1 pseudogene is annotated in these 549 nt (G+C 41.7%); it reads left to right on the top strand.

Features of this window, described 5'->3' with window-relative positions:
- Positions 1-549 (top strand): annotated as a pseudogene (gene vpsL, locus GMA8713_RS26410) (exopolysaccharide biosynthesis glycosyltransferase VpsL); the annotation flags it as partial.

Raw genomic sequence — 549 nt, 5'->3', positions numbered from 1 at the left:
CATCGAATCAGCAAGATTCTAGAGGCCTTTTCGGATAGCACAGTGAATACCTATATTGTGCCGGATTTTTTTACCTTCAATTTACTGCATTCGCGTTGGTATACCATCGGCGATGTTAATGCTTTTAGTATTTTTGATACACCATTCAATGGGTTAGGTACGTGGCTAAAACGTTTTGAAGATTTAGTCTTAAGTAGTCTTATCTTGATTTTAATCAGCCCTGTCCTTATTGCGGTTGCGGTAGGCGTGAAACTCAGCTCACCAGGCCCTATTATTTTCAAACAGATGCGCTATGGACTGGATGGAAAATCTATCAAAGTATGGAAATTCAGAAGCATGCGTGCCATGGACAATGGGAACAAGGTTACACAAGCAACAAAAAATGATCCCCGAGTGACTCCTTTTGGTGCGTTTATTAGGAAGACGTCATTAGATGAGCTACCACAGTTTATTAATGTGCTACAAGGTCGAATGTCAATTGTTGGTCCTCGCCCTCACGCCGTGGCACATAATGAACAGTATAGAACGATCGTTAACCGCTACATGCTA

This window comes from Grimontia marina, from assembly GCF_900060185.1.
Lineage (GTDB): Bacteria > Pseudomonadota > Gammaproteobacteria > Enterobacterales > Vibrionaceae > Enterovibrio > Enterovibrio marinus.
Note: the sequence above shows the minus strand (reverse complement) of the source record. Positions and strands in the feature narration are given on the sequence as shown.